The sequence below is a fragment of the Mesorhizobium sp. LMG17149 genome, from assembly GCF_024518695.1.
In the GTDB taxonomy this organism is placed as follows: Bacteria; Pseudomonadota; Alphaproteobacteria; order Rhizobiales; family Rhizobiaceae; genus Mesorhizobium.
In genome coordinates this window covers 350,280-368,354 of sequence record NZ_JANIFL010000004.1, presented here as the reverse complement: position 1 = coordinate 368,354, position 18,075 = coordinate 350,280, and the positions used below count along the sequence as shown (strand labels likewise).

The window sequence follows — 18,075 nt, the reverse complement described above, 5'->3', positions numbered from 1 at the left end:
TTGCCGGATTACCGTCGTCGAGCCGCCACCGCCGCGGTCGGCAGTGCCGGCAGTTCCTCCATCACTCGGCTGAGCGGGAAGATCGCGATCGCCTCCGTCCCTTCGCGCAGCTTGGAGTGAAGTTCGAACTCGCCGCCATGCATGGCGAGCAGCCCTTGCACGATCGGCAGGCCAAGCCCGGTGCCTTGCTCGGCGCTCTTGATGGCAATGGAGCCTTGGCCGAAGGCGGAAAGCACGATCGGGATCTCGTCTTCCGGTATGCCCGGACCGTTGTCCTTGATCGAGATGTATTGTCCGCCGCCCGCCGTCCAACCAACGCGGACACGGATTTCACCGCCGGTAGCGGTGAATTTTATCGCGTTCGACAGAAGGTTGAGCGTGATCTGTCGCACCGCACGCTCATCAGCGAAAAGGCGCGGCAGTTCGTGCTCGAAATCCTGGACGACCCGGATATCCTTGTTGCGCGCCCTCAACTCCATCATGTGACAGCAGTCCTCGACGATACCAAGCAGCATCACCGGTTCTTCGTTGAGCTGGTATCGGCCGGCCTCGATGCGCGACAGGTCGAGGATCTCGTTGATCAGATCGAGCAGATGCTGACCGGATTCGTGCACGTCATGGGCATAGTCGCGATAGGTAGGATTGCTCATCGGTCCCAGCACCTCGTTCGACATCACCTCGGAAAAACCGAGAATGGCGTTGAGCGGCGTGCGCAATTCGTGGCTCATCGAAGCGAGGAACCGCGATTTTGCCAGATTGGCGTCCTCGGCCCGCCGCCGCGCCTCGTCCGACATCGATTTCGCCGTCTCCAGTTCAGCGATCAGCGCATCCTTTTCGGAGCGGAACGACAACATCATCAGGGACGAGTGGTTGAGATGACGGGCCACATAGGCGAAGAACGGCAGCGAAACGACCAGCAGCGCGGCCATGATCGCCTCGACCGGCATCCATAGCTTGGCGCCGGCATAAGCGTAGAGCGCCGCGGGAACGGCAAAGGTCGCCAACAGCGCCCCGCGCAGAGACGAGGTCATCACCGCGGTCGCCGCCATGGCGAACAACAGCACTACGGCTTTGAGGATGTGGAACGGATCGACCTCGCAGACGCTGCAGCCAAGCCACACGAACCATGCCCAGCCGAGACCGCACAGGAAATGGCCGATCAGGAATTCCCGTCCTGCTTGCGAAGGGTTGAGCTCGGAAGCTTCCGTGCGCTCGATGCGCCGCGCCATGAAGGCAACGATAGTGTAGCAGGTCAGGGTGAACAGCGCCCAGAGCCCGATCTCGTTGCCGATTCCGGCCAGCCGGCCGGCCGCCGCGATCGCCAGAACAAGAAGCGGGATGGCGATGGCGCCGCTGGTCATCGCGCGGGCATGGAGCTTCAGCAGTTCACGATCGAAATCGGGATTGCCGGCCTGCTGCGAAAGACGGTCACGCGTCTTGCGCACCGCGCGCGCCACATCGCTGTTGCGATGAGGTTTCCTGCGGTCCACAATGAACTTGTCCGCTGTGTTCGAGCGTTGCAAGGGCATCAAAACTTCAATTTATGCGAGCAGCGGTTTCCAAGTGTTAAGCTACGTTCGAATGATTAACCAACCGTTTGCCATATGAGCCGCTCATGGTCGCCAAGACCGCGCCGGAGATACGTTGCGCGCCCCAGAAGCCTGTGGCGCCGGCTGGTGGATTACGGGCTTGCCGTCATCATCCTCGGACTGCTGATCCTGCTGGCGGCCCGCCTCGACCGGGTGGAGACACGCAAGACGCAAGGCGTGGCAATCATCAACGACGGCGATTCGATCACGCTTGGCACCGAGCGTATCCGCATGCGCGGCATCGATGCTCCGGAATATACGCAGACCTGCCGCAAGAACGGTACTGACTATTCCTGCGGCACGCTTGCGCGCCAGTCGCTCGTTCGCCTGATCGCCGGCAAGCCCGTCTCTTGTACCGGCTGGCAACGTGATCGTTATGGCCGGTTGCTCGGCGACTGCACCGCCGGCGGCAAGGATCTCAACCGCGCGCAGGTCGAGGCGGGCTGGGCGGTTGCGTATGGCGACTTCGAGAGCGAGGAGGCCGTCGCCCGGGCGGGAAAGGCCGGCATCTGGGCGGGAACGTTCGATCAGCCGCAGGATTGGCGAGACAGCCATCACGGCGAAGTCGTCGAGAAGAAGCACGGCACACTGGCGTCGATCGGCGATGCCGTCCGCGAGATTTTTCGCTTCTGGTGATGCGCGTCCTGAAAGCCGAACCGAGAACGAACAGGAGGATGGAATGAAACTCTTCGACGGTGGCCGAGCGCCCAACCCAAGGCGGGTCCGCGTTTTCCTGGCCGAGAAAGGCATCGAAGTTCCACAGGTGCCCATCGACATGGGGGCGCTGGAACACAGGCAACAGGCGGTCAGCTCGCGCAATCCCTTGCAGCGCCTGCCGGTGCTGGAACTCGACGACGGCACCGTCATCACGGAATCCGTCGCCATCTGCCGTTATTTCGAGGAACTGCATCCCGAACCGGCCCTGTTCGGGCGTGGCGCACTCGGCAAGGCGCAGGTCGAGATGTGGCAGAGGCGGATGGAATTCAATTTGCTCAGCTGCGTCACGCAGGCCTTCCGGCACACCCATCCGGCCATGAAGGAATGGGAAATCCCGCAGGTCTCCGAATGGGGCGAGGCCAACAAGCCGAAGGCCGTGGCGTTCCTCAGGCTGCTGGATGGAGAACTGGGCAGCCGGGAGTTCATCGCCGGTGACAGCTATTCGATCGCCGACATCACCGGCCTGATCGCTGTGGACTTCATGAAGCCGGCACGCATCAAGGTGCCGGATGATTGCGCGAATGTGTTGCGCTGGCATCAGGCCGTCTCCAGCCGGCCGAGCGCATCAGCCTGAGAATGACTGCCGAACTCGAAAACCTCGTCGCCAAGGTCCGCGCCTGTCGCATCTGCGTGGAAAATCCGGCCGGTAAGCCGTTGCCGCATGAGCCACGACCTGTGCTGCGCCCATCGTCCAGCGCCCGTATCCTGATCGCCAGCCAGGCGCCGGGGACCAAGGTGCATCTGTCGGGCATGCCGTTCACCGACGCCTCCGGCGATCGCTTGCGCAGTTGGCTTGGCGTGACGAGCGACGAATTCTACGACATCGAAAAATTCGCCATCGTGCCGATGGGCTTCTGCTTTCCCGGCCAGGACGCCAAGGGCGGAGACCTGCCGCCGAGGCGCGAATGCGCGCCGGCCTGGCGCGCGCCCTTGATGTCCTTGATGCCGCGGATCGACCTGGTACTGACGATCGGCATCTATGCGCAGTCCTGGCACATGGGTGCGGCGCGCCGCCCCTCGCTGACGGAAACGGTGATGGACTGGCGCGCCATCTGGGAGAATTCCGTCGGCCTGAAAGTGCTTCCGCTGCCGCATCCGTCGTGGCGCAACACCGGCTGGCTGAAGAAGAATCCATGGTTTGAAATGGATTTGCTGCCTTTTCTGCGTTCGGAAATCCGCTATCGCCTCGGCTGACCTTTCAGCAAGAAATCACTCGCTTTTTGCCCGATCAGCAGAATTCCTTTCTTGTGAAAGGCCTGGATAAGGCAGAGTATAGGCATTCTATTCCTTTGGGAGCACGATATGGATCGCCTCGATAGAAAAATCCTCCGCCTCTTGCAGGAGGACGCGACACTCGCGGTCGCCGACGTCGCCAAGAAAGTCGGGCTGTCGACGACACCTTGCTGGCGGCGCATCCAGAAGCTCGAGGAGGAGGGCGTCATCAAGCGGCGCGTTGCCATTCTCGACCATGAAAAGGTCAATGTGCGCGTCACCGTCTTCGTGTCGATCCGCACCAATTCGCACAGCCATGAATGGCTGCGGCGTTTCTCGGAAGTCATCCAGGAGTTTCCCGAGGTGGTCGAGTTCTACCGCATGAGCGGTGACGTCGATTATCTCCTGCGTGTCGTGGTGCCCGACATCGCCGCCTACGACGCCTTCTACAAGCGTCTGATCGCCAAGATCGAAATCCGTGACGTGTCGTCTTCCTTCGCCATGGAGCAGATCAAGTACACGACCGAAATCCCGCTCGACTACATGGTGCTGGACAAGGAATCGGGTGCCAACGCCGCCTGAGCTGCAGCAGGTTGTCCTGCTTAGTTCTTCTTTTTGTTGAGGAAACTCCAGGGAGAATTGACCGGCAGGGTGACGGTGTCCGGCACGCTGCCGACAGCGACCACATCTGCCTTGCGGACGCTGTAGCCAGACTGGATGACGCTGACGCCGTCGAGGATGAACAGCTGGCTCTTCTCCATGTCCGGTTTCAGCGCGCCGGTGACCGCGACAGGCTGATACGCCTCGGACATCTTGTAGGGACGAGCCGGCGTGACCAAGACAATCTGGTTGGGCGGGGGCGTCGGCATGTGGCTGCACGCACCCGTCCAGGGCACCAGCAGGAACTGATAGACGAGATCACCATCGCGATCGACCGGCAATGCGTAGCCGGCTAGCTGAATGCTTTTGTCCTGCAGGTTGAGGGACAGCGTCTCGCCATGGTCGGGCAATTTTTCCGCGATCATCGGCAGCCCGACGTTTTCGGCGGCGGATTGCGTAGCCGGACGCAGATCCTTCCAGAATATGTGCGCGGTCTCGGCCGAGGCACCGGTGGCCGCGGACACAAACAATGCCGCTGCGAACGCCAGGATTGATATGGGAGGATTGCTCATTGGCCGCATACCTTTGAAGCTCAGTAAAGACGCCGCTGTCAGCGACGTCAACGCTCCCGCCGCATCACATGTCGGCGGCCGCATCACATGTCGGCGAGATCCAGACATGCGGAAAGCGGGTTTCCGCGCCGTCAGCCTTTCCTTGCGGCGACCCGCGCCAGCGTCTTGGCATTGGACAGCTCCCTTACCGCGTCCTTGCCGATCCAGCGCGCCGTCCTGTCGGTCGACTGCGCCAGCCGTTCGGCGACAGCCAGGGCAGCTCCGTGCATGTCCATCGATCGTTTGCCGATCGACCGAAGCGCCCAGTTCACGGCCTTCTTCACGAAATTGCGGCTGTCGTTCGCATGCGTTTTGATGATCGGCAGGAAGGAGAGGAAGGTCGCCCCTGGCTCCTTCTTCCGGTGGACGACGGACCAGGCCATCATGGCGAAGGCCGTGCGCCGAACGAACTCCCGCTCATCGGCCGCAAACTCGGCGATCAGTTCTTTCCAGGCGTCCGTATCGACAAAGAGATCCGAGACGCCGTCGACGATGTCCCAGGAGTCGAAACTAGCCGCCCATCGTCTTGCATCTTCAGCAGAAAACCGTTTCGGGTCAGCCGTGACGGAGGCGATGAACTGCGCCTCCATGATGCCGGTGTCCCATAGCTCGAAGGCGCGCTCGTGGTTGCGTTTGATCTTCCTGGCGATCTGCCGCTGCATGCCGTGCGTGATACCAAGTGCACGGTCGATCTTGATGCCGTAGCGCAACATGCCGAGGCGGTTCTCCTCCGATCCGATAGCGCGCAGATGGGCGACGATTTCTGCAGCACTGGATTGAGGCGAGAGCTCTGGCACCGCGGAAACCTATTTCTCGAGACGGGCGAGCAGCGAGGACGTGTCCCAGCGCTTGCCGCCCATCGCCTGCACATCCTTGTAGAACTGGTCGACGAGTGCGGTGACCGGCAGTCTGGCGCCATTGCGGTCGGCCTCGGCCAGGCAGATGCCGAGATCCTTGCGCATCCAGTCGACGGCGAAGCCGAAATCATATTTGCCGGCGTTCATCGTCTTGTGGCGGTTCTCCATCTGCCAGGAGCCGGCGGCACCCTTGGAAATCACCTCTATCACCTTCTCGATGTCGAGCCCGGCCTTCTTGCCGAAATGGATGCCTTCGGCCAGGCCCTGGACGAGCCCGGCTATGGTGATCTGGTTGATCATCTTGGTGAGCTGGCCGGCACCGGCCGATCCCATCAAGCCGACCATGCGGGCAAAGGCGTCGATGACAGGCTTCGCTTTGTCGAAAGCGTCCTGCTCGCCGCCGACCATGACGGTCAGCACGCCGTTCTCGGCGCCGGCCTGGCCGCCCGAGACAGGCGCGTCGAGAAACGAAAAACCACCGACTTGCGCCGCCGCCGCCAGCTCGCGAGCGACCTCGGCCGAGGCCGTGGTGTTGTCGATGAAGACCGAACCCTTCTTCATCGATTTGAAGGCGCCTTCCGGACCGGTCGTCACCGAACGCAAATCGTCGTCATTGCCGACACAGGAGAAGACAAAATCCTTGCCTTCGGCGGCCTGTGCTGGCGTCGCCGCAAGGCTACCGCCATGCTGGCCAACCCATTGCTCGGCCTTGGCCTTGGTGCGGTTGTAGACGGTCACGTCATGGCCGCCCTTGTTCTTCAAGTGCCCGGCCATCGGATAGCCCATCACGCCAAGACCGAGAAATGCAACAGATGCCATGAGCTTGCCCTTCAGAAACGGAATTTGCTGCGAGACGTCTAGGCTCTGCGCGCAATTCGTCAAGATGCGCAGGGCAGGATCGACTGGTGCAGCTGAATTTGAAAATAGTCAGCGTTTCAGGTGAACGGTGATCCGGCGCTCGATCCATTCGACTCCATGACGCAATATCTCGACCATCACCAGATAGACGAGCGCGACCCAGATATAGGCCTGGATGTCGAACGAGTTGGCGAAGGCGAGCTTGGCATTGCCCATCAGATCATAGACCGTGATGATGGCGACGATGGCGGAAGCCTTGACCATCAGGATCAGTTCGTTGCCATAGGGCCGCAAGGCGACGATCAAGGCTTGCGGCAGGATGATCTTGCGCAAGGTTTGCAGTTTGTGCAGGCCAAGCGATGCCGCCCCTTCCCATTGCCCTCTTGGCACGCTCTCGATGGCGCCGCGCAGAATCTCGGCCTGATAGGCGGCGGTGTTGAGCGCAAAGGCAAAGACGCCGCAATTGAACGCGTCCTTGAAAAAGTCCCAGAGGCCGATCGACTGGAGCTCGACCCTGAACGAGCCCAATCCGTAATAGACGAGATAAGTCTGCACCAGCAGCGGCGTGCCGCGGAAGAAATAGACGTAGCAATAGGCGAGGCCGGACAGGATCCGGTTCTTGGACATGCGCCCATAAGCGACGGGCACCGACAGAATCGCGCCGAGCACCATCGATATGGAAACCAGCGCGAGCGTAACCCCAAGCCCGCTCAAATAGGCGGGCGCATATTTGGCGAAGAAATCGGGATTCCAGGCAAGGAAGAGATAGCTGACGATGCCAATGCCGAACAAAATCCATAGGCAGACCAGCGCGTAACCGGCGATACGCCTGCGCGGCCAGCCGCGCGCCCGTGGCGGCGGACGTTCGACCATTGTGGCCGTGGCGCTCATCGCTGCGCCTCCTGCCGGCCAAGCGAGCGCAGGATCGCGCTGGTGGCGAAGGACGACAGGACGGCCAGGCCAAGAAACACCAGCGAGGCGACACCGAAGAACAGGAAAGCATGCTTGGTGACGCGGGCGGCAATGCTGGCATTGCGCAGCGTCTCGGCCAGGCCGACGACCGACACCAGCGACGTGTCCTTGAGCAGGCTGAGCCAGCAGTTCTCCAGGCCGGGGAACGCGATGCGCAGCAGCTGCGGCACGATCACCTTGCGCATGGTCAGCCAGTTCGAAAGACCGATGGCATAGCCGCCTTCATACTGGCCTTTGGGAATGGCGCGGAAGGCGGAAAGAAAAACCTCGCTGGCATAGGACGAGAAGATCAGCGCAAGCACGATCATGCCGGCGACGAAGCTGTTGACGTCGATGGTGGTGTCCGGCCGGAAATACCTGACGAGATGCTGCAGCAGGATCGGCATGCCGAAGAAGAACAGGAAAAGCGTCACCAGTTCCGGCAGGCCGCGAAAGACCGTGGTGTAGATGTTGGCGGCAAGGCGCAGCGAGGGTTCTTCGGACTGCTTGGCGAGGGCGATGAAAAAGCCGATCGTCAATCCGATCGGCAGCGTGGCAAGCGCAAGCGCAATGGTGATCAGTGCGCCATAGGCAATATCGTCAAGCCAGCCTTCGGGTCCCCAACTGAGAAGTGTCCATATGCTCTGGGCTGGCATCGACCGGTCTTATCTCCACGGCATTCCTGAAACGAATAGAAAGGCGGCGGGGAAATTCCCCGCCGTCTTGACCTTATCAGGACTCGGCGCCGTAGACGTCGAACTTGAAGTACTTGTCGTTGATTTCCTTGTATTTTCCATTGGCGCGAATGGCGTCGATGGCCGAGTTGAGCTTGTTGACCAGGTCGGTTTCGCCCTTGCGCACGGCAATGCCGGCGCCAGGCCCGAAGATCTCGACCGGCTGCGGCGACGGCTGGCCGAGGATCTTGCAGCAGGCGCCATCAGGCGAATCCAGAAACTGCTGCAGCACGACGATATCGTCCTCGATGGCGTCGAGACGGCCATTGGCAAGATCTGCCTGCTCCTCGGGGCTGCTCGGATAGCCCTTCACGGTGCTGTCGGTGTAGGTCTTCGAGGCATAGTTGAAATGCGTCGTGGTGGTGGCGACGCCGATGGTCTTGCCGGCGAGGTCTTCCTTGGTCACGCCTTTCAGCGTGCTGTCCTTCGGCACGGCGAGCGCCGACGGCGTGTTGTAGTATTTGTGCGAGAAATCGACCTTTTCCATCCGCTCCGGCGTAATCGACATCGAGGCGACGATGGCGTCGAACTTGCCGGCCTGAAGGGCGGGAATGATGCCGTCCCAATCCTGGGCGACGAAGGTGCACTTTACCTTCATCTCATCACAAAGCGCCTTGGCGATGTCGATGTCGAAGCCTACAAGCTGGCCATCGGCGGTGAGGTTGTTGAAGGGTGGGTAAGCGCCTTCGGTGCCGATCCTCAGGGTCTTTTCCTGGGCCTGGGCGACGCCGAGCGTCAGCAGCGCGGCCGATGCGGCAAGCGCGATACGCAGTGAAATACGCATGATGGTCCTCTCTTTATGGTCCCGGCCGTCGTTCCGAACGGCTCTGTGGGGCGGTGCTTTTGACCGCCCGCTGGCGCGATACTCCCACTCTTTCCAAGAAAAAAGCAACTGCAAAACCGTAAAAATGGGCAAGGCTATTCTGCCGTTGCGTCAGCGCTCAAGCAACGAGCCCGGTGGTGCGCTCGATGAAGTCGGCTATCGATTTTGCATCGTCGAGATCGAATACCGGCAGCTGCTCGCCTTCAATCGCAAAATCGGCTGCGACAGCGACGATGTTGGGATCCTCCGCCGAAAGCGGCGTGCGGTCCTTCGCATCCAGCCGGCGGGTTTCGATCTTGTCGTGGGCTTCGCGCTTGTAGCCCTCGACCAGCACCAGGTCGCAAGGGGCAAGCCGCGACAGGACAGTCTCCAATGTCGGCTCATCCTCGCCGCGCAACTCGTGCATCAGTGCCCAGCGAACGCCGGAGACGATCGCGACTTCGGTGGCGCCGGCCTGCCGGTGGCGAAAACTGTCGGCACCCGGTTTGTCGATGTCGAAATCATGATGGGCGTGTTTCACCGTCGACACCTTCCAGCCGCGCCGGACAAGTTCGGTGACCAGCCTTTCGGTCAAAGTCGTCTTGCCGGAATTCTTCCAGCCGGTGATGCCGAAGACGCGTCTGTTCATGGCTTGATGCTCTGCAACAGACGCTCGGCAGACACAAGATCGTCCGGTTCGTTGATGTTGAAGAAAGGGTCGATCCCCGCCGATTGCAGAACCGGGAATTCCACCTCGACAAAACCGTGCCGGTCGATGAAAGCCGAAACCCGCCTGATATCCTCGTCGACCAGAAAGTGCCGCAAGGCATCGCGGCAGCCGAGCGGCCAGAGCGCGAAGGTCGGGTGCCGCTTGCCGGCCGAGCAGGCTACGGCAATCGAACTGGGACTTCGATCGGCGGCCGCTGCCAGGCGCTCGACAAGGTTCAACGGCAGGAAAGGCGTGTCGCCGGCAGCACTGACGATCGCTTTGCAAGACGTATTGGCCGCGGCCCATTCGAGGCCGGTCAGGATTCCGGCGAGCGGCCCGGCAAAGCCGGGCACGCTGTCGGCAAGCACCGGCAGTCCAAAGCGCAGGAATCGCGCAGAGGCGCCATTGGCGCTGAGCGCCAGCGATTCTATTTGCGGGGTGAAGCGCGACACGACCTGGTCAAGCAGGCAGCCATCGCCAAGCGGCAACAGGCTCTTGTCGCCGCCGCCCATCCGTCTCGACTGGCCACCGGCCAGGATGATCCCCGCAATGTCTCGCTTCATGCCACGAAGCCTGTACGCCAGCCGTCGGAAATCACAAGAACCTTCAATGATCTGGCTAGATTCCGTCAGGCACCATGGTCGGCCCCGTGCTTTCGGCGACGATCTTTCGCCGGCCGACCACACGCTCGCGATAGAGCGCATAAAGGCCGGAGCCGATGATGATGGTGGCGCCGACGATCATCGGCGGATCGGGGATATCGGCAAAGATGAACAGGCCAAGCAGGATCGACCAGATCAGGGCCGTATAGCGGAACGGCGCGATGAAGGAGATGTCGCCCGCCCGCATCGCCATGATGATGAACTGGTAGCCGATCACCACCAGCACCGCGGCCAAGGCCAGCAGGGCTGTGCTGTCCCTCGTCATCGGCGTCCAGCCGCCCATTGCCGGCAACAGCGCCGCACCGACGATGGTCATGGCAAGCGCGGTTGCCGTCGACACCAGCAATGTCGGAATGGCCTTGGGAATTCGCTTGGTGGCGAGATCGCGCACCGCACAACAGGCGACACTGGCCAGCGCCGCCAGCGAGTACATGCTGAACCCTTCGAAGCCAGGCCGCACGATAATCAGCACGCCGGCAAATCCGATGGCGATGGCCAGCCAGCGCCGCCAGCCGACAGCCTCGCCAAAGACGAGTGCGGCCCCCATCGTCACCGCCAGTGGCAGCGCCTGCAGCACCGCCGAAACATTGGCGATCGGCAAATGGGCGAGGGCGACGAGAAAACTCACCGTGGCACCGGCCTCGCTGATCACGCGCAGGGCCACCAGAGGCTGCAGCATCGAACCCGGGCGGGCGAGCGCGCCGCGCTGCCAGGCGAGCAAGCCGACGAAAAGCGAAGCGAAAGCCCCACGGATCAACATGACCTGCGCCATGTTCATCGATTGTGACGAGTATTTGGTGATGGCATCGTTGAGGCAGAAGCCGGCCATCGCCACCATCATGAACAACGCGCCGCGAATATTTGGTGACAGGGGCAAGACGGCTACCGGTTCTGCTAATGCATGTCGCCCAAAAGTGACCTCGGTTTTGGGGAAACGACACGCATAAGAAACAAAGACCTAAAGCGCGTCGCCTGAATCCGTTCAAACGCGACGCGCTTTAGGCAGCAAGCCTGTAACAGCCGGGCGTGAAACAGCAACAGCAAAGGGCTGGGCCACAGCCTTGTTTGTGGCTCAGAAGATCACCTGCAATGGCGGCAGAACTTACTTCTTCGGCGTCAGCACCTCGGTGCCATTGCCTTCCTTGCCGGCGATGGTCCACAGACCATGCAGCGAGCCGTCGTCCGTCATCTTGTAGACGACGAGGCCGATATCCTTGCCCATGACATAGCCGGCCGAGAAGGCATCATCGTTGCGCATGCAGATGCCGTCGGAAGATGAGCCACCGGTTTCCCAATGGATCGCGCACGTCGTCCCGCTGGTCAGCGTGATGGTTGCCTCGCCGCCATAGGCAGAGCCGTCGAAGTTGGTGCCGGCGACCGTATAAGTGCCGCCGATCGACTGGGCCGCAGCGGGCACGGCCGCGAGACCAAGCAAGGCTAGAGAAAGAACGAGTTTGCGCATGGTGTATTCCCCCTGTGAGCGAAGATCCGCTTCCAGGGAAAGGGTAGGTTGGAACAGACTGGCCGTAAATCCGGCTGTGGTTCGCGAACAAGACTTTTTCTGGGGTGTGGTCCGAAACTTTCACGACCCCTTGAGACTGCCGGCAATGGCGCCGACCAGCGGGTCGTATTTCGACTTCAGGGCCGGAGGGTAGTCGACCCAGACCGTGCGGATGATACCGTCTCTCCCAAACAGACGTCGCTCGTAAAACATCTTTCCATCCTTAACGCCCGACAGCACCGCCCAATCGCTGCCGGCCTTGCCATAGGTCACCTTGTAGCCGGCTTCATCGCTGGCCTTCTCGGCCGCCACAAAGCCCTTCGGCGTATCGTTGTCTATGTTGAGGATGCCGGAGCAGATCAGGCTGGCGCCATCGGCGCTCAGCCATTGCTGTCCGTCGCCATTATCGGGCTCCGGCTGGCGAACGGTGAAGATCTCGTCGGGAAAGGTGCAGACGGTGCCGAAGCGCTCGTTCACATAAGTGAACGGCGCGGCGACCGCACTGCTTGCTGCCATTGTCGCAATCGCCAGGAATGAAGAGTGCAGCCGCATGCTCGCCTCGAGTCATGATCCGAAGCGATCTTGCATGAATTTCACGAAAAGATCAGCCGCCGGTGACGCTCATATGGCGTGACACCGATGGGCGGCTGGTGCGGCGGTCGATGATGAAGTCGTGGCCCTTGGGCTTGCGGCCGATGGCTTCGTCTATTGCATCGGCGACCAGCTCGTTGCCTTCGGAGGCGCGCAAGGGCGCGCGCAGGTCGGCGGCATCTTCCTGGCCCAGGCACATATAGAGGGTGCCGGTGCAGGTCAGCCGGACGCGGTTGCAGCTTTCGCAGAAATTATGCGTCATCGGCGTGATGAAGCCGAGCCGTCCGCCAGTCTCGGCGACCTGGACATAGCGGGCCGGGCCGCCGGTCTTGAAGGGAATGTCGGTCAGCGTGAACTGGCGTTCCAGCGACGCGCGCAGCAGCGACAGCGGCAGATACTGGTCGGTGCGGTCGGCATCGATCTCGCCCATCGGCATGGTTTCGATGACCGTCAAGTCCATGCCGCGGCCATGCGCCCAGCGCATCATCTCGGGCAGCTCGGCGTCGTTGAAATCCTTCAATGCCACCGCGTTGAGCTTGACCTTCAGCCCCGCGGCCTGCGCGGCATCGATGCCTTGCATGACCTTGTCGAGATGGCCCCAGCGGGTGATCTTGTGGAACTTGTCGGCATCGAGCGTATCGAGCGACACGTTGATGCGCTTGACGCCGCAATCGGCGAGTTCGGCGGCAAAGCGCGACAGCTGCGAGCCGTTGGTGGTCAGCGTCAGCTCTTCCAGCGCGCCGCTGGCGAGATGCCGCGAGAGCTGGCGCACCAGATGCATGATGTTCTTGCGCACCAGCGGCTCACCGCCGGTCAGGCGCAATCGCCTGACGCCCTTTTCGATGAAAACCGTGCACAGCCGGTCGAGCTCTTCCAGCGACAGCAGGTCCTTCTTCGGCAGGAAGGCCATGTCCTCGGCCATGCAATAGGTGCAGCGGAAATCGCAGCGGTCGGTGACCGACACGCGGAGATAGCTGATCGTGCGGCCGAAAGGATCAATCATGTCCATGCTTCAAGCGCTTCCTGTGGCCGTGAACGGCTTCGTTATATACCGCTATGTGATACGATCCGGCCTGCCATTCAAGATAGCGCCTCTCGATCTTTGGTAACATCTCTGCGCCGACATCGCATGTCGGTCGGTCTCATCAGGCCTTTTCCCGTTTGGCGAAGCGGCGTAGGGAAGGGCGGATGAGACGGGATCGAACAGCATGACCGCACCGAAAGAGCTCAGGGTCTCCAAGGACCGCAAACTTCTGTCCGTCACCTTTCCCGACCACCATCCATTCGAATTACCGGCGGAACTGCTGCGCGTCGCCTCGCCATCGGCCGAGGTGCAGGGCCATTCGCCGGATCAGCGGGTGACGGTCCCCGGCAAGCGCAATGTGGCAATCCTCAAGATAGAGCCGGTCGGCAACTACGCCGTGCGCATCACCTTCGACGATTTCCACGACACCGGCATCTTCACCTGGAATTACCTGCATACGCTCGGCCACGAGAAGGATGCGCGCTGGGAGGCCTATCTCGCGGAGCTTGCGGAAAAGGGCCTGAGCCGGGACCGCTAAAATTGATTCCCCTCGCTGTCGTCAAAACGTCATCGAGATGGCGTAGCGCCGGCAAAGGTTCGGAGGCGAAAACATGTCCGTCATCACCACGGTCGAGCAGCTCGAGGCGCTCTATGGGGTTCCAGGCGAGGCCTCGCTGGTCAAGGAACTCGACCAAATCATTCCCGAATATGCCGCCTTTATCGAAGCCTCGCCCTTTGTCGCGCTGGCGACCAGCGGGCCGGAGGGGCTTGATTGCTCGCCGCGCGGCGATCTCGCCGGCTTTGTGCGCATCCATGATCCGAAAACCCTGATGATGCCGGACCGTCGCGGCAACAACCGCGCCGATTCGCTGAAAAACATCATCCGCGACCCACGCGTCGGCCTGCTGTTCCTGGTGCCGGGCTCCGGCACGACGCTGCGTGTCAATGGCCGCGCTCATATCACGACGGATACAGCGCTGTGCGCATCATTCATGGTGGATGGCAAGGCGGCGCGATCGGTAACCGTCGTCGACATCGATTCGGTCTATTTCCAATGCGCCCGGGCCATCGTCCGCTCCGAGCTCTGGAACCCGGCAAGGCATGTCGACCCGAAGTCGCTGCCGACGCCCGGGCAGATCCTGGAAATCACCAGCCGCAAGAACATCGACGGCGAAACCTACGACAAGGAATGGCCGGAACGGGCGAAGAAGACGATGTGGTAGGGTCCGGGCTGAAAGGCCGTCACGCCTCTTTCAGCACATCATAGATCTTGCGCATCTGCTCGCCGATCATGTCACATTGTTCCGGCGTAGACTGGCTCATCGCCTTCTCTATCAGCGCCATGTGCACTTTCAGCGCCTGCATCAACAGCGCCTCGCCAGCCTCGGTGAGGGCAAGCCGCAGGATGCGCTTGTCCTTCTCGTCGCCTTCGCGGCGCAGCAGGCCACGCGCTTCCAGCTGCGGCAAAAGCATGGTGATGTTGGAACGGCCGACGAGCAGCTTGCGGGCAAGATCGTGCTGCGACATGCCGGGGTGGCGATAGAGGTTCATCAGCACGTCGAGCTGCGCCGGTTTCAAATCGAGCGGCGCAAGCTTCACCGCCAGCGTGCGCTCCAGCACATGGCAGGCGCGCGCCACCGCGACCCAGTTGCGGAAACGCGGGTTGTCCCAAGGCAGCTCTTGTTTATTGTTCATCTTTGAACTATTATGTTCATGCTTGAACGTATGGATGGATTTTCACTATGGCATCATTCGGGCTGAAGGTCATCCGGGGCGTGTTCGGTGCGGCAGAGCGTGTCGCGCCGCGGCTCAGCGGACGCGCGGCGTTCGAATTGTTCTGCCGCACTCCGAATGTCAAGGCGCTCAGCGATGGCGAGCGCCGTGCTGTCGACCGTGCGGCCGGGTTCATGACCGAGGCGCGTCATCACCGGCTGAAGACCGCGACCGGCTGCGTCATGGTGCACGAGTTCCGCCCGGAGCCGGGCAGGGCGGCCGCCGGCACGGTGCTCGTCGTCCATGGCTGGCGCTCGCGCACCGAATATATGCGCGCCTTGATCGAAGGTTATCGCGCCGCCGGCCACCGGGTCGTTTCGCTTGACCTGCCCGGCCACGGCCAGTCGCAGGGCCGGCGCTTGAACATGGTCAATGCGGTGGATGCGGTGCGGGTTGCCGGCGAATGGTTCGGCCCCTTCGTGGCAGCGGTCGGCCATTCCTTCGGCGGCGCCGTCGCCGCCAACGCCATCGCCGGTTCGGTCAAGAACATCCCGCCACTGGCGGCCGGACGCCTGGTGCTGATCGCGGCGCCAAGTTCCCTGCCGGCGATCTTTGCCGACTTCAGCCGCATGCTCAATGTCGGCCCGCGCTCGCAAGCCGCCATGGCGGACCGGGTCGAGCATCTTTCCGGCCGACCCCTGCACGAATTCACCGGCGACCGTCAGCTCGCCCAGGCGCCGGTGCCGACCCTGGTCATCCATGCGCAGGACGACCGCGAAGTCTCGGCCGATCATGCAAGGCGCTATGCCGGCGCCGGCGGCCATGTGCGGCTCTACTGGGCCGACGGGCTCGGCCACCGCCGCATTCTCGCCGACAAGGGCGTGGTCGAACGCGCGGTTGGCTTCGTGGCGAATCGCGAGCCATTGCTGCTGCACTGAGCGGCGGTCGAGATTATTTCTTCTTCTCGCCGGGTTCGACCGGCAGTCCGGCGGCCTTCCAGGCGGTGTAGCCGCCAAGGATGTGCTTGACCGGCGAAAGCCCCATGTCCTGCGCCGTCTTTGTGGCCAGCGCCGAGCGCCAGCCGCCGGCGCAGAAGAACACGAAGTTCTTGCCCGAGGCGAAGAAGGGCTTGTGGTAAGGGCTTTCGGGGTCGATCCAGAACTCCAGCATGCCGCGCGTGACATGCTTGGCGCCGGGAATCTTGCCGTCGCGTTCCACTTCGCGAGGGTCGCGCAGATCAACGAAGATGGTGTCTTCATCGTCGAGCAGCCCGGCCGCTTCCTCCGGCGAAACCACCTCGATCACGGCGTTCGCCTCGTCCAGCAGCTCGCGATAACCCTTTTTCACGCTCTCATCCCTCCCGGCCTTGCTGGCGGATTTCGAGCACACCAGCCGGCGTTTGTCACGCCGCGCTGCCGCCGGCCAGCGTCCTCCAGGCCGCCATGGCCCCGGCTACCGTCGCCAGCAGGGCATTATGCGAGGCGCCGTCGCGCGCCTGGATCGACATGCCGTGCTGGACCGTGGCGAAGAAGGTCGCGGCGGCGCTCGCATCGAAATCCGCCGGCAATTCGCCTTCGGCAACGCCGCGCTCCAGACGCTTCTGCAGTGCGGTGTGGTTTTCGGCGCGACGACGGCGCAGGTCGTCGCAGATGGCGCCGCGGCTCGAATCCTGATGCAGCGCGCCCAGCGTGATCAGGCAGCCCTGCGGGCGATCGCTCTGCGCATAGGCTTTCGCCGTCAGGCACAGGAATTGTTCGATCGCCTGCCGCGCGGTCGGAGCCTCGTCCAATGCCAGCCAGATGTCGGCACCCTCGGTGTGTGAATAAAAATCCGTCGCCTCGAGGAACAGGGCCTCCTTGCTGCCGAAGGCGGCATAGAGGCTGGGCGAGTTGATGCCCATGGCGGCGGTCAGCTCGCTCATCGATGCGCCTTCATAGCCACGCGCCCAAAACACCTGCATCGCGCGGCGCAGGGCTACGGTGCGATCGAAGGTGCGGGGGCGGCCTCGTTCCGACATGATGCTCTTTTCTGTGTTGATCGATACATAATTAAGTTGACGCCGACGGGCAAGGCTGACAGATATTTATGTATCGATCGTTACAAAAAAAGGAGAAATCGATGTCATCCAACCAACTGGGCGGCAAGGCCGCGCTCGTCACCGGCGGCAGTCGCGGCATAGGTGCGGCGATTGCGCGACGACTCGCGGCCGACGGCGCCAGTGTCGCGCTGACTTATGTGCATGGCGAGGAGCAGGCCCGCTCGGTTGTCGCCGAAATCGAGGCCAAGGGCGGCCGCGCCATCGCGATCAAGGCCGACAACCGCGATGCGGTGGCCATAGACAAGGCCGTCGATGACGCAGTGACCGCCTTCGGCCGGCTCGACATCCTGGTCAACAGCGCCGGCATCTGGCGGGCCGCCCCCATCGACACGCTGTCGCTCGCAGATTTCGACGAGACCATGGAGGTCAACCTCCGGGCTCCATTCATCGCCTCGAAGGCGGCGGCCGTGCATATGGGTGAGGGCGGCAGCATCATCTCGATCGGCAGCAACCTTGCCGAGAGGGCGACCGACGGCAGCCTCACGGCCTATTCGGCCAGCAAGGCGGCGCTGGTCGGCCTGACCAAGGCGCTGGCGCGCGACCTCGGCCCGCGCGGCATCACCGCCAACGTCGTCCATCCCGGTTCGACCGACACCGACATGAACCCGGCCGACGGCCCGCATGCCGAGCATCAGCGCCGGAAAATGGCAACACCGCGTTTCGGCAAGGCCGATGACATTGCCGGCATGGTCGCCTGGCTCGCAGGCCCTGAAGGCCGCTTCGTAACCGGCGCTGCCCTGACCATCGATGGCGGCGCCAACGCCTGATCCCGAGAGATTACCGGCTGGGGCGGAACAACCCTCCGCTCCAGCCGTCACGATCTTGTGAAACCGTTCTGCAACAGGC

At 62.2% G+C, this 18,075-nt stretch carries 24 protein-coding genes; 8 read left to right on the top strand and 16 right to left on the bottom strand.

All coding sequences use genetic code 11. The features are described from left to right. Positions 1-8: 8 nt before the first annotated feature. On the bottom strand, positions 9-1,529 hold the full coding sequence (locus NP945_RS11070) for a HAMP domain-containing sensor histidine kinase (RefSeq protein ID WP_256746360.1): 1,521 nt from the start codon (positions 1,527-1,529) through the stop codon (positions 9-11). A 75-nt stretch (positions 1,530-1,604) separates the two neighbouring features. Here NP945_RS11070 and NP945_RS11065 point away from each other — a divergent pair, with 75 nt between their 5' ends. The 4 genes from NP945_RS11065 to NP945_RS11050 all read left to right on the top strand — a co-directional run bounded on the left by NP945_RS11065 (position 1,605) and on the right by NP945_RS11050 (position 4,100). Further along, entirely contained in the window at positions 1,605-2,225 is a 621-nt protein-coding gene (locus tag NP945_RS11065; protein WP_256746359.1) for a thermonuclease family protein, read from the top strand. Between the two features lie 43 nt (positions 2,226-2,268). After that, positions 2,269-2,880, top strand: coding sequence for a glutathione S-transferase (locus NP945_RS11060; RefSeq protein ID WP_256746358.1), 612 nt, complete (start codon positions 2,269-2,271; stop codon positions 2,878-2,880). After that, positions 2,820-3,500 (top strand): uracil-DNA glycosylase family protein, encoded by a 681-nt coding sequence (locus NP945_RS11055; protein ID WP_256746357.1) that lies wholly within the window; start codon positions 2,820-2,822, stop codon positions 3,498-3,500. Before NP945_RS11060 ends, NP945_RS11055 begins: the two co-directional genes overlap by 61 nt. 108 nt (positions 3,501-3,608) lie before the next feature. Beyond that, a complete protein-coding gene (locus tag NP945_RS11050) occupies positions 3,609-4,100 on the top strand; it encodes an Lrp/AsnC family transcriptional regulator (RefSeq protein WP_006205209.1) in 492 nt (163 codons plus the stop codon). 20 nt (positions 4,101-4,120) lie between these two features. Here NP945_RS11050 and NP945_RS11045 read toward each other — a convergent pair whose 3' ends face one another. The 12 genes from NP945_RS11045 to moaA form a co-directional block, all read right to left on the bottom strand. Continuing rightward, positions 4,121-4,690, bottom strand: coding sequence for a DUF3299 domain-containing protein (locus NP945_RS11045; RefSeq protein ID WP_306283131.1), 570 nt, complete (start codon positions 4,688-4,690; stop codon positions 4,121-4,123). Between the two features lie 131 nt (positions 4,691-4,821). Then, a complete protein-coding gene (locus tag NP945_RS11040; protein ID WP_256746355.1) occupies positions 4,822-5,526 on the bottom strand; it encodes a DNA alkylation repair protein in 705 nt (234 codons plus the stop codon). Between the two features lie 9 nt (positions 5,527-5,535). Further along, on the bottom strand, positions 5,536-6,405 hold the full coding sequence (locus NP945_RS11035; protein ID WP_127322083.1) for an NAD(P)-dependent oxidoreductase: 870 nt from the start codon (positions 6,403-6,405) through the stop codon (positions 5,536-5,538). A 108-nt stretch (positions 6,406-6,513) separates the two neighbouring features. Beyond that, positions 6,514-7,335, bottom strand: a complete 822-nt coding sequence (locus NP945_RS11030; protein ID WP_256746354.1) for an ABC transporter permease — start codon at positions 7,333-7,335, stop codon at positions 6,514-6,516. Next, a complete protein-coding gene (locus NP945_RS11025; RefSeq protein ID WP_127270845.1) occupies positions 7,332-8,051 on the bottom strand; it encodes an ABC transporter permease in 720 nt (239 codons plus the stop codon). Before NP945_RS11025 ends, NP945_RS11030 begins: the two co-directional genes overlap by 4 nt. Positions 8,052-8,127: 76 nt before the next feature. Continuing rightward, positions 8,128-8,913 carry an ABC transporter substrate-binding protein gene (locus NP945_RS11020; RefSeq protein ID WP_027036615.1) on the bottom strand — a complete coding sequence of 262 codons (786 nt, stop codon included), beginning with the start codon at positions 8,911-8,913 and terminating at the stop codon, positions 8,128-8,130. A 157-nt stretch (positions 8,914-9,070) separates the two neighbouring features. Further along, entirely contained in the window at positions 9,071-9,580 is a 510-nt protein-coding gene (gene mobB, locus NP945_RS11015) for a molybdopterin-guanine dinucleotide biosynthesis protein B (RefSeq protein ID WP_127269775.1), read from the bottom strand. Continuing rightward, positions 9,577-10,203: a molybdenum cofactor guanylyltransferase MobA gene (gene mobA / locus NP945_RS11010; RefSeq protein ID WP_127269774.1), complete on the bottom strand. Its 627-nt coding sequence runs from the start codon at positions 10,201-10,203 to the stop codon at positions 9,577-9,579. Before mobA ends, mobB begins: the two co-directional genes overlap by 4 nt. 55 nt (positions 10,204-10,258) lie before the next feature. Then, positions 10,259-11,179, bottom strand: a complete 921-nt coding sequence (locus tag NP945_RS11005; protein WP_127269772.1) for a DMT family transporter — start codon at positions 11,177-11,179, stop codon at positions 10,259-10,261. A 225-nt stretch (positions 11,180-11,404) separates the two neighbouring features. After that, entirely contained in the window at positions 11,405-11,764 is a 360-nt protein-coding gene (locus NP945_RS11000) for a hypothetical protein (RefSeq protein ID WP_127269771.1), read from the bottom strand. 120 nt (positions 11,765-11,884) lie between these two features. Then, positions 11,885-12,319: a hypothetical protein gene (locus NP945_RS10995; protein WP_256746353.1), complete on the bottom strand. Its 435-nt coding sequence runs from the start codon at positions 12,317-12,319 to the stop codon at positions 11,885-11,887. Between the two features lie 88 nt (positions 12,320-12,407). Then, positions 12,408-13,403, bottom strand: a complete 996-nt coding sequence (gene moaA / locus NP945_RS10990) for a GTP 3',8-cyclase MoaA (protein WP_127270849.1) — start codon at positions 13,401-13,403, stop codon at positions 12,408-12,410. A gap of 199 nt (positions 13,404-13,602) precedes the next feature. Here moaA and NP945_RS10985 point away from each other — a divergent pair, with 199 nt between their 5' ends. Next, a complete protein-coding gene (locus tag NP945_RS10985; RefSeq protein WP_013531698.1) occupies positions 13,603-13,956 on the top strand; it encodes a gamma-butyrobetaine hydroxylase-like domain-containing protein in 354 nt (117 codons plus the stop codon). A gap of 73 nt (positions 13,957-14,029) precedes the next feature. Continuing rightward, on the top strand, positions 14,030-14,641 hold the full coding sequence (locus NP945_RS10980; protein WP_256746352.1) for a pyridoxamine 5'-phosphate oxidase family protein: 612 nt from the start codon (positions 14,030-14,032) through the stop codon (positions 14,639-14,641). A gap of 19 nt (positions 14,642-14,660) precedes the next feature. On the opposite strand, the gene NP945_RS10975 is transcribed toward NP945_RS10980, so the two are convergent. Continuing rightward, the gene (locus NP945_RS10975; protein WP_023813960.1) at positions 14,661-15,113 is read right to left on the bottom strand and encodes a MarR family winged helix-turn-helix transcriptional regulator; all 453 of its coding nucleotides are present in this window, start codon (positions 15,111-15,113) and stop codon (positions 14,661-14,663) included. A gap of 47 nt (positions 15,114-15,160) precedes the next feature. On the opposite strand from NP945_RS10975, the gene NP945_RS10970 reads away from it, so the two are divergent. After that, positions 15,161-16,069, top strand: coding sequence for an alpha/beta hydrolase (locus NP945_RS10970; RefSeq protein WP_127270854.1), 909 nt, complete (start codon positions 15,161-15,163; stop codon positions 16,067-16,069). A 13-nt stretch (positions 16,070-16,082) separates the two neighbouring features. On the opposite strand, the gene NP945_RS10965 is transcribed toward NP945_RS10970, so the two are convergent. Further along, the gene (locus NP945_RS10965; protein ID WP_256746351.1) at positions 16,083-16,478 is read right to left on the bottom strand and encodes a rhodanese-like domain-containing protein; all 396 of its coding nucleotides are present in this window, start codon (positions 16,476-16,478) and stop codon (positions 16,083-16,085) included. A gap of 55 nt (positions 16,479-16,533) precedes the next feature. Beyond that, entirely contained in the window at positions 16,534-17,148 is a 615-nt protein-coding gene (locus NP945_RS10960) for a TetR/AcrR family transcriptional regulator (RefSeq protein ID WP_256746350.1), read from the bottom strand. 101 nt (positions 17,149-17,249) lie between these two features. On the opposite strand from NP945_RS10960, the gene NP945_RS10955 reads away from it, so the two are divergent. Then, positions 17,250-17,996, top strand: coding sequence for a 3-oxoacyl-ACP reductase family protein (locus NP945_RS10955; protein WP_127380162.1), 747 nt, complete (start codon positions 17,250-17,252; stop codon positions 17,994-17,996). Positions 17,997-18,075: the final 79 nt, after the last annotated feature.

Bases quoted from the DNA above. Each gene is read 5' to 3' on its own strand.
- NP945_RS11070 (WP_256746360.1), bottom strand. From the start codon at position 1,529: ATGCCCTTGCAACGCTCGAACACAGCGGACAAGTTCATTGTGGACCGC.
- NP945_RS11000 (WP_127269771.1), bottom strand. From the start codon at position 11,764: ATGCGCAAACTCGTTCTTTCTCTAGCCTTGCTTGGTCTCGCGGCCGTG.
- NP945_RS11065 (WP_256746359.1), top strand. From the start codon at position 1,605: ATGAGCCGCTCATGGTCGCCAAGACCGCGCCGGAGATACGTTGCGCGC.
- NP945_RS11020 (WP_027036615.1), bottom strand. From the start codon at position 8,913: ATGCGTATTTCACTGCGTATCGCGCTTGCCGCATCGGCCGCGCTGCTG.
- NP945_RS10970 (WP_127270854.1), top strand. From the start codon at position 15,161: ATGGCATCATTCGGGCTGAAGGTCATCCGGGGCGTGTTCGGTGCGGCA.
- NP945_RS11060 (WP_256746358.1), top strand. From the start codon at position 2,269: ATGAAACTCTTCGACGGTGGCCGAGCGCCCAACCCAAGGCGGGTCCGC.
- mobB (WP_127269775.1), bottom strand. From the start codon at position 9,580: ATGAACAGACGCGTCTTCGGCATCACCGGCTGGAAGAATTCCGGCAAG.
- NP945_RS11045 (WP_306283131.1), bottom strand. From the start codon at position 4,690: ATGAGCAATCCTCCCATATCAATCCTGGCGTTCGCAGCGGCATTGTTT.
- moaA (WP_127270849.1), bottom strand. From the start codon at position 13,403: ATGGACATGATTGATCCTTTCGGCCGCACGATCAGCTATCTCCGCGTG.
- NP945_RS10995 (WP_256746353.1), bottom strand. From the start codon at position 12,319: ATGGCAGCAAGCAGTGCGGTCGCCGCGCCGTTCACTTATGTGAACGAG.
- NP945_RS10980 (WP_256746352.1), top strand. From the start codon at position 14,030: ATGTCCGTCATCACCACGGTCGAGCAGCTCGAGGCGCTCTATGGGGTT.
- NP945_RS11035 (WP_127322083.1), bottom strand. From the start codon at position 6,405: ATGGCATCTGTTGCATTTCTCGGTCTTGGCGTGATGGGCTATCCGATG.
- NP945_RS10960 (WP_256746350.1), bottom strand. From the start codon at position 17,148: ATGTCGGAACGAGGCCGCCCCCGCACCTTCGATCGCACCGTAGCCCTG.
- NP945_RS11025 (WP_127270845.1), bottom strand. From the start codon at position 8,051: ATGCCAGCCCAGAGCATATGGACACTTCTCAGTTGGGGACCCGAAGGC.
- mobA (WP_127269774.1), bottom strand. From the start codon at position 10,203: ATGAAGCGAGACATTGCGGGGATCATCCTGGCCGGTGGCCAGTCGAGA.
- NP945_RS10985 (WP_013531698.1), top strand. From the start codon at position 13,603: ATGACCGCACCGAAAGAGCTCAGGGTCTCCAAGGACCGCAAACTTCTG.
- NP945_RS11050 (WP_006205209.1), top strand. From the start codon at position 3,609: ATGGATCGCCTCGATAGAAAAATCCTCCGCCTCTTGCAGGAGGACGCG.
- NP945_RS10975 (WP_023813960.1), bottom strand. From the start codon at position 15,113: ATGAACAATAAACAAGAGCTGCCTTGGGACAACCCGCGTTTCCGCAAC.
- NP945_RS11030 (WP_256746354.1), bottom strand. From the start codon at position 7,335: ATGAGCGCCACGGCCACAATGGTCGAACGTCCGCCGCCACGGGCGCGC.
- NP945_RS10955 (WP_127380162.1), top strand. From the start codon at position 17,250: ATGTCATCCAACCAACTGGGCGGCAAGGCCGCGCTCGTCACCGGCGGC.